The following is a 9,001-nucleotide window of genomic DNA, read 5'->3' as shown; positions in this document are numbered from 1 at the left end:
TCTGTTTGTTCCTAAATGACAACCTTTTTCAGGGAAGTACAGGACACGAAAAAGCCAGAAAAAAGAGGGTGCACCATGAACTGATGGCACACCCTCCTAAAACAACTAACAATTTCACTAAACTTATAACTTACCAATCTTCTTCATTCTGTCTACCTGCGTCTTTACTACATCCAATGTAGATTTATCGGTAGAGAAAACGGAGTTCAGACCTTGCGCTTCCTGAGCAGGATCACCGGTGTAGTCATCACCTACCTGCCACTGCTCATGCTTAGGATTGGCAAAGCCGCCCCATCCCCAGAAGTTGCAACCGGCAAAGTAACCGCCGGATGCTGCATTGTCGCCAACAAGACTGAACACATACTTATAATATCCATCACGTGCTTCTGTTGTAGAAGAAGTTGAGAAAGAGAAACCATCACGAGGATAGCCGAACTCCTCCATCACCAATGGTTTCCTGATACGTCCGCATACCTCAAGATGTTCATCAATATAGTCCTTTGTGTTCTGGCAGGAGATTCCCAAATCTTCCTGCAAATGGTCTTTTCTAGCCCAACTCCAGTTGTATGGCCAAAGATGAATGTTGCAATAATCCACATTCTTGTCGGCACAGATCCGTTCCCAACAGTTCAGTTCACCTTCACATCCCCATTTGCCTTCGCTACCGATAGAAATCAGATGATTCTTATCGAGCGAACGGATCAGCTTGCTCGCTTCACCCAGCCACTTTTCGAAAGCAGGCAACTGCTCTTTGCTGAAAGCACGAGGCTCATTACCTATCTGCCATGACATGATAGCCGGGTCGTCCTTATACTTCTTCTTTGTATATCTGTTGGTTCGCGTAAGTATGAATTTCACATAATCATAGAAAAGCTGATGCGCCTTTTCGCAGGATGCATATTTGGCGACGAAGTTCATGAAGGCAGGATATCCATCTTCGTTAGGACGGGGAGCCTGGCCCAAACCAGCCTGCTCCAGGTAATAGCCATAACCGCCACTCCATTCCCAGGAATTGTTCAAATAGAGCACGGCCAGCATCTTGCGTTTGCCCATCTCCATCAGCAGATAGTCGAGACCGGCAAGAATCGTATCGTTATAAACGCCCGGAGCTTCCTGCAGCGTCGGCTCAACCTTGGTCTTCACTCCTCGCTTTCCATCAGAGCCCACCAGGATGCGGAGGTTGTCAATGCCCATCTCCTTCATCTTATCGAGTTCCTTGCAGAGACGCTCGCGGTTGCCGCCCTGTCCTTCTGAACCGAGGATGGCACCATACCAGAAATTGGTACCTACATAATAATAAGGTTTACCGTCGCGAACGAAATGTCCGTCCTTCACCTGCACAAAGTTTGACTTCGCAGAGATATTGCATGTAGCCAATGCCATCATCAAAAAAACAAATATCTTCTTCATTTATTTATTTAAGTTTACAGTTTAAAGATTCATTTTCGGTTGCAAAGATACTAAATAAGGGCAAAAAAGCATGATACTTTTTTGCCCTTTCTACATATAAATCTAAACTATGCTTATTTATTATTGCTTTTTCTGCTTTTTTCTAAGGTTTCGGATAGATTTTCTGGTAATCTTCCATCCCTTCGGCTGCTCCCTGCATCACACCTTTAAATATATAGGAGTCGGAAACCACCTGCTTCTTTCTGTCGAAGATGGTCATGTGAGGAAGAGGCTGCACATTGATATCCCAGACATACGGGATAAGACCTGCCTTCATCATTTCGGCAGTCACAGCACCATACCATGCCATCATACTCTCATTATGCTTCTCCTGATTACCACCGAAGAGAGAGGCATCCTTACGGTTGGCACCATATTCGCCGATGACTACCGGATAGCCCTGATCTACAAACTTCTGTTTCATCTTCATCACCTGATTGGTGATATGCTGGTAGGCATCCACGTTCTTATTATTATACCAGATGGTGTTTACGGTTCGTCCCTGGTCATCGGCAGGCGCATGTCCTTTCCAATAAAGAGCCACCTTGCCCCAATCGGCATCTTTGTCCATCAGGGTAAATATATAAGGATCGTAGAAATGAACCTCTGCCATCAGACGGTTCTTCGCATTATCTTTCAGACGGGTGATGTCGTAAGAATCCTTGGCAGCCAAATCAATCTCGGTCTTTGGAGTCTGTACGATGAGCACACGACTGGAATTATTACCACCGGTAGCACGGACGGCATCGATAAACACCTGTTCGTATGCCAGGAGACGGTCGGCAAACTCCTTACTATCAGGAGCCAGCATGTCGCCTTGAACCTGCGGACTGGCACCTCCCACTCCCGGTTCGTTGAGGGCAGCAAAGAGAACCCGCTGGTCATAAGCCTTGAATTCCTTGGCGATATTCGTCCACAGTTTGCGGAACATTTCCTTATGCTCTGCCACATTCACCCCACTGGTAAAGGCATCATGCTCCATCCATCCGCCATCCCAGTGTTCGTTGATGATGACACAGAGACCGGCATTGAGACCATAGTTTACGATTTCCTTGATTCGTTTCATCCAGACAGAATCTATGGTCATATTCTCCTTATCCGCAAGATGTCCAGCCACCCAGGATGTAGGAATGCGAAGACTGTTGAATCCCTGCTGTTTCAAACTCCGGATATAGCTCTCAGTAGTCTTATCATTCTGCCATGAAGTTTCTGACTTCAGTCCTGCCTGATTGGTAAAGACATCATTCCAATCGCACGCCTCCATCGTATTACCCAGGTTGACTCCTGGAGCCATATAGTGAGCCAGTTCGGTAGCCGTGAGTTTCATTTTCGAGATACGACCATCCACTGGTTTAACCTGTGCACCAGCCCAAGCGAAATGAGCGGCAGCCAATATAATCATAACTATCTTCTTCATATATCAATCAAACGTATTATCGGGTTTTGAAGTTATCATGTTGCAAAGATATCGAAAAAACTGTAGCGTGAATGTATACTTTTGATAAAAGGATAGGTATATTATGTTAGGATGTACGATATTTGCACAAAAAAAGGACGCACATCAGAGAAAAATTCCCCTGATATGCGCCCACACACTTTATATTAAACCTAAAGACTTAATATCTCGTTTTTTATTTAGCAGGCCACTTTGCTGCAGCAACAGCAGCCTTAATACTCTCAAGCATATTAGCATTGCTAACACTTGCACCAGCACGGTTGAAGATAGTCATACTAGGATAATTACTATTTGTATCCCAAGCCATTGGAACACAACCATTATTGATAGCACTAGTTACAACAGCCTTGTAATAGTCCTTAACTGATGCATCATGAACAGCATCCTTACCGATGGCCAGACGCTGGTTGGCACCAAACTCACCAATCACTACAGGATAGCCCTTGTCGAAGAAGTTGGTCTTCATCTTCTTCATCTGAGCCTCTACATAATCCTCGTTGTATTTGGCATCAGCTGTACGACCAGCCTCAGAACCATTGGTGTTGTTCTTGCCCCAATAGAGGCAATACTTACCCCAATCCTTGTCTTCACTCAAATCGGTAAAATTATATGGATCATAGAAGTGAACCTCTACCATCAGTCGGTCGGTAGCAGAATCCTTAATCTTAGACATGTAGTTGTTGGCTACGAATTTATCGATATCGGTATTAGGGCCCTGAACTATCAGAACTCGCTTGGCATTGTTGCCACCTGTGGCACGAACCGCCTCAATGAAAGTCTGCTCATATTCAGCAATTCTATTGGCCAAATCCGCAGTGCCCAGCAATGCATTGGCATCACCGCCACCCACACCAGGCTCATTCATACCGGCAAAGATAAGACGCTCGTCATAATTCTTGAAACTATTGGCTATCTGAGTCCAAATCTTGGTGAGTTTTGCCTTGGTAGCATCCACATCAGTAGCAGCAGTGAAGCCATCATGCTCAATCCATCCACCATCCCAATGCTGGTTGATGATGACATAGAGATCGTTCTTGATGCAGTAATCTACCACCTCGTGAACACGAGCCAGCCAATCGGCATCGATGGTGCAAGCCTCAGCTTCTGTGATGTGACCCATCACCCAAGAACAAGGAATACGGACGCTCTTGAAACCGGAAGCCTTCACCAGGTCGATGAGCTGCTGGGTAGTCTTTGCCGACTGCCAAAAAGTTTCAGAACCGATACCGGCATTCTTCCAGTTATTGGCAGCATTTCCTGCCTCCATCGTATTACCCAGATTCCACCCCGGATACATCAAGGCAGCAATATCCATAGCTGTCTTGCTCATATCACCAGTAGTAGTACCCTGCTCCTGGTTAATGGTAACAGCTTCGGTGATGGAAGTACTGTCGTTTACCACCATGGTATAGCTGATGGTTGCCGAACGGGCATTGCTGATGTTGGCAGCCACCGAATAGTTGCGGGTGTATTCCACCATGTTGGCACGAGAAGTAATCTCACTCACCCAGTCATTGCTGATGACCTGAGAATAACTTGCATTTGCCTTCAGGGTAACAGTAACCTGACCACCGGCAGCCCCCACATTCATGGTTTTACCTGATGATATGAGCAGTCCCTCGGTAGAGTTCTGGCTCACGGTGATAGTCTTGGTATCAGAACCAGCCGCTACGGTGATAGTTGCCGAACGGTCATCATTGGCTGTATTTGCCTCTGCCTTGATGAGAAAATGATGGGTAATACTAGAAGAGCCAGCCACTGGAGTTACAGCCAACCAAGCCGCTTCGGTAGAAACCGTTGGTACCTGAGCCGCCTTGACATATAAATCAGTCTCACCACCATTCTTCGTAAACGCCATATCAGAACGGGAAACCACGAAGTCCTTAGAGAGTCCTTCACCGCCTCCGATGGTATCCTCATCAGAACAAGCTGAGAAACTGACCATGGCAAAAGCCATGATCAGAAACGATAAAATTGTTATTTTCTTCATATTCATAGAATATCAAAATAATACGTATGATTACTTACTTGGAGTCAAGACATGATTAATCTTAACCTTAACCTGAGTAGGATCAACCAGGTCTTTCCACAAATCGTAGAGTTCGATGGACCAAACCACTGCACCCGAGCACTTATCTGCCAAAGAAGCGGAAACTTCGTAGGTGCCATCGCCCTTCACATAAGTGCGACCGAATTCAGAACCGCCCCAGTAGCTAGGATACCAGCTAGGTGTGGCATAAGAAAGTTCTGTCTTGTAGTTCTTGGAAGCAGAATCCTTCAGGTTGCCGTCGATACCTGTGATGGTGAAGTTGACAATCAGATTACCAGTGAATGACAAGGCTGAAGCATCCACTCCATTTGCCTTGGTATTACCATACTCATTGTAGATTTCAATGCGACCGTCTGTGCCCTTGCCATCCTTGTTGACGAACTCTGTCTTGGAGAAATCCATAGAGAATTCAGGATCCACATCAAACTTGATGCTCACAATCTCTGCAGTAATCTTGGATGCATCGATGGCATCAGCTGCCAGATTGTTGATATCCACACAGAATACCGCTGCACCTTCTGCCTCGGCACCACCTGTCTCCATCCAAACCGTATAGAGACCATCGCCAGTAACGTTGGCATCATACTTGGAATTATCAAAGGCTGACCAGCGACTTGGATCCCAAGAAGCATCACCATATTCCAAACCAGCCACATGACTGCCCGCACCTTCCTTCATGTTATCTGTCAAACCAGAAAGACGGAAAGTAACCACCATGTTCTTGGTAAACTTAATCTGAGCCTGGTTGATGCCAGGATTGCTGCCCGTAGAACCATACTGGTTGAAAATCTCGATACGGATTCTACCATTATTCTCAAGGTCACCGACAACCAATTTGGAATTATCAACCTTCAACTCAGGTGACATACGAACAGGACGAATCGCCAAGCCCAGGTTGCGGGCCGAAACACCAGATGAAGCAGTACCATTGCTCAGATTGAGCGTCTGGCTATAATCCGTAGCGATGCTATAGTTATTGCCGCTCCAATACAAGCCCTGGTTGCCCTCACCTACCTTGGCAGTTCCATTGCGGTAACCGGTGTAAGGCATAAAGATGCTGTTGCCATTGGCTGCAGTAAATCTGATACCCTTCACGCCCTTCACCTCAACTTCTGTCTGAGTGGTATTGGCAATCAACTCACTCATCTGATCAGCTGTAGGAGTAGAACTGCGCATCAAGGCACCCGCATCCACGTTCACCTTCTTCAAGATATCCTTATCCGTACCGGCGATATCCTCCACTGTATTGTAATCGATGAGATAAGTACTCTGATTCACACCAGTCAAATCACCATAGCCCAGAAGGGTACCTGTCTCTTCCTCTGATTCTGCACCCAGGTTGCATTTAGCCCAAAGGATGCTCAAACCCAAGTCAACATATTCCATTGTCTGAGCAGGAGTGGTAAAGCTCTTGGTCTCACCATAGACAAAACCATCGCCCAACTCGAAATATGATGTATAATAGTAAGTAGTTCCAGGAAGCAAACCTTCCACACGTTGACTGATGGTCTTGGCACTGGCAGAGATTGGATAATCGATACCATTCTCTACATCTGCCTCAGAGGTTGAAATCTTGAAACCATAGTTCATCTGGGTCTCTCCCTCTATCAGGATGCCTTCCAAGCCATTGGCTGTAGCACTCAGGGTAGCCTTGGTAGCCGTAACATCCGTGGCTCCGGCTGTAGCAATCTGGGCATCAGTAGCCACGAAGCTCTTTACCTCACCAAACTTGGTTACTATGCCCTGTAACTGTACGTAAGTGGCATAATAATAGGTATTGCCCTTGGTCAATCCCGAGAGAGTGGCGGTTACATTACCTTCGGCATCAATCACGCCAGGCTGCTTGGAGCCGGCTGTGGTAGGATCGGGGTTGGTACCGTAAACAACACCCACCGCATAGGCACCGGCATCCTGCTTACTCAAGTCCAAGACCTTGCCGCTGACTACTGCCGAAATAGCAGTAACAGAAGCATCACCCGTCTCAATGGTGCTAATTACATTTCCTGTGGCTGCAGAGTAGTCATCATCGCTACAGGAAGAGAGCGAGCAAAGACCGGCCATCAGCAGCATCACACCTGCTAAATATTTCATTTTCATAATCTAATCCACATTAAAGTTTCTAATCTTATTTACCCTCTGAAGGTGTCACTACAGGAGCACCTGTATCCATCTTCACGGTGATAACCACTTCGATGCTTGAAGAACACTTGAAGTCGGTAAACTCATTTTTGCCGGAATCAAACTTGAAGCATGCGGCAGGTCCCCATGGGTTCAATACATAACGACGGAAGGAGTTGGTACTTGGGTCGTCATCTGTATATCCTCTTGGGATGAGTGTATCATCAAAATCAACACTCTTGCCATCTACCTTGATGCTCTTGATGGTGATATCGCAGTTTGGATTGTCCTTCAGAATCTTGTTGACGTCGATGTAGAGAAGATATGGATTGCTCTCTGCACCCTCAAACTTCAAGGAATAGTCGCCATCGCCTGTGATGAACACATTGGTGCTCATATAGTTGGCGATATCGCCATCGTGCTTCCAGCCCCAACCGGAGTTGTTGAAGAAGAGGTTTGCCTTATACTTAGGACCTGATGCAGAACTTGCGCTCTGGGCTACCCAGTGGTATGCCTGATACTGATAGAGATTGCCCTGGTCATCAAGACACTGGCTACCGAGCCACAAATCCTTCAGATGTCCGGTATAGTCATCCTTGCTGACTTTCAGAATACGCAGGGTGTTGTCGGCATTGGCATGCATGTTGTAATTGCCCGTTGCAGAAAGCTGGGTATTTCCGAAGCCCTTGTCGAAAGTGAATACGCCTTCATCGTTCAAGGTATATTTACCGGAAACCTGACTTCCATCAGGAGCGGTATAGATATAACTCTTTGACTCGCTGTTCATCACGAGGGTTGCATCCTCGATACCACTAGCTGCTGTAAGCTGAATGCCCTTGGCACTACCGTCGAGGTTGCAATAGTCAAACTGCCGTCCCTCTTCATTATCAGGGTTAGCCAACTTGTAGGTGATTTCCTTATTGGTCTTCTGCTCTACCCAGTCGCGCCAGTCAGTCATCAGCGTTGGCTTCACCTGGGTGTTCTCTGGCGCGGAAGGAGTCCAATTGTCCCAGTATTCCTCTGAAACGAAGTTGTAGCAAAGCAAGCACTTGCCCTCATCAGAATTGTCTCGAACTGTTGCTATCTGCAAACGGTCGTCGGCAAGTCCCATCAGCTTCAGTCCGCTACGCCAGTTGGTAGCAACCTGGTCATGTCCCGAATTGTGGAGCAGTTCCGCATCCGAGAAGGTGATGGTATGATTGTCTGTATCCAGCATGTAAGTACCCTTGAGGGTCTCACCGGTCTCAGCATTATATACGGTGACATGGGCACCGCCAATCAGGTCGAACTCCATATAACCATAGTCCATAGCCGACATCACCCAGGAGTTGCCTGGGACATCAGGAGTCCAGTTCCAATGGTCGCCGGCTGCAGCGGTCTGTCCCATCATGCAGGTACTCCAGTCATCATCCATACCCCAGAATCCGAGCGGACCTGCCCAGAGGTCTGAATGCTTGGTGATGACATTGGCATCGATATCCAACTTCCATCGCTTCGATTTGCCTACGCCGCCACTCAGATAGGTCCACAGAGGATCGGTAACGAATTCGGCACAGAAATCATCTACCTTGAACTCGGCGTAGGGTCCCCAGAGGAAACCGCCGCGGGTTTCAACACCGATACGTGCCTGATAGGTACCATTGAAAGGAATCTTCAGGCTCACCTCATCCTGCTGGAAACGTCCCTGAGGCGTATCAAAGACCACCGAATAGCTCGATGGCAACAGACTCTTGAACTTGACAATATTAGGATTGCTTTCGTCGTGAGTAATCGTGAAGGCGATGTTCTCAGCCAAATCCTCAGAAGACAAGTTCTTATCGCCCAGACCAAACTCGTCTGGAGAGCAGCTCGCCATGACGAGAATCATGACAGCTGCCAAAAGCGAATATATTTTATTTATAATCTTCATAAAACCAATACTTTAAAAA

At 46.8% G+C, this 9,001-nt stretch carries 5 protein-coding genes; all 5 read right to left on the bottom strand.

All coding sequences use genetic code 11. The features are described 5' to 3' along the window. Nucleotides 1-123: 123 nt before the first annotated feature. A complete protein-coding gene (locus tag DWV53_RS07300) occupies nt 124-1,410 on the bottom strand; it encodes a glycoside hydrolase 5 family protein (RefSeq protein ID WP_118152675.1) in 1,287 nt (428 codons plus the stop codon). Between the two features lie 142 nt (nt 1,411-1,552). Continuing rightward, a complete protein-coding gene (locus DWV53_RS07295) occupies nt 1,553-2,866 on the bottom strand; it encodes a glycoside hydrolase family 5 protein (protein ID WP_118152673.1) in 1,314 nt (437 codons plus the stop codon). 214 nt (nt 2,867-3,080) lie between these two features. Further along, on the bottom strand, nt 3,081-4,895 hold the full coding sequence (locus DWV53_RS07290; protein ID WP_118152679.1) for a cellulase family glycosylhydrolase: 1,815 nt from the start codon (nt 4,893-4,895) through the stop codon (nt 3,081-3,083). Between the two features lie 30 nt (nt 4,896-4,925). Then, nucleotides 4,926-7,046, bottom strand: a complete 2,121-nt coding sequence (locus tag DWV53_RS07285; protein ID WP_259318937.1) for a hypothetical protein — start codon at nt 7,044-7,046, stop codon at nt 4,926-4,928. A gap of 34 nt (nt 7,047-7,080) precedes the next feature. Next, nucleotides 7,081-8,982 carry a hypothetical protein gene (locus DWV53_RS07280; RefSeq protein WP_118152671.1) on the bottom strand — a complete coding sequence of 634 codons (1,902 nt, stop codon included), beginning with the start codon at nt 8,980-8,982 and terminating at the stop codon, nt 7,081-7,083. Nucleotides 8,983-9,001: the final 19 nt, after the last annotated feature.

Origin of the sequence: Segatella copri, assembly GCF_003465495.1 — a bacterium.
In the GTDB taxonomy this organism is placed as follows: Bacteria; Bacteroidota; Bacteroidia; order Bacteroidales; family Bacteroidaceae; genus Prevotella; species Prevotella copri_G.
This window is presented reverse-complemented; position numbering and strand designations above follow the sequence as displayed.

What these genes read in the sequence shown, in the direction of transcription:
- DWV53_RS07290 (WP_118152679.1), bottom strand. Translation starts at nt 4,895, where the DNA reads ATGAAGAAAATAACAATTTTATCGTTTCTGATCATGGCTTTTGCCATG.
- DWV53_RS07300 (WP_118152675.1), bottom strand. Translation starts at nt 1,410, where the DNA reads ATGAAGAAGATATTTGTTTTTTTGATGATGGCATTGGCTACATGCAAT.
- DWV53_RS07295 (WP_118152673.1), bottom strand. Translation starts at nt 2,866, where the DNA reads ATGAAGAAGATAGTTATGATTATATTGGCTGCCGCTCATTTCGCTTGG.
- DWV53_RS07285 (WP_259318937.1), bottom strand. Translation starts at nt 7,046, where the DNA reads ATGAAATATTTAGCAGGTGTGATGCTGCTGATGGCCGGTCTTTGCTCG.
- DWV53_RS07280 (WP_118152671.1), bottom strand. Translation starts at nt 8,982, where the DNA reads ATGAAGATTATAAATAAAATATATTCGCTTTTGGCAGCTGTCATGATT.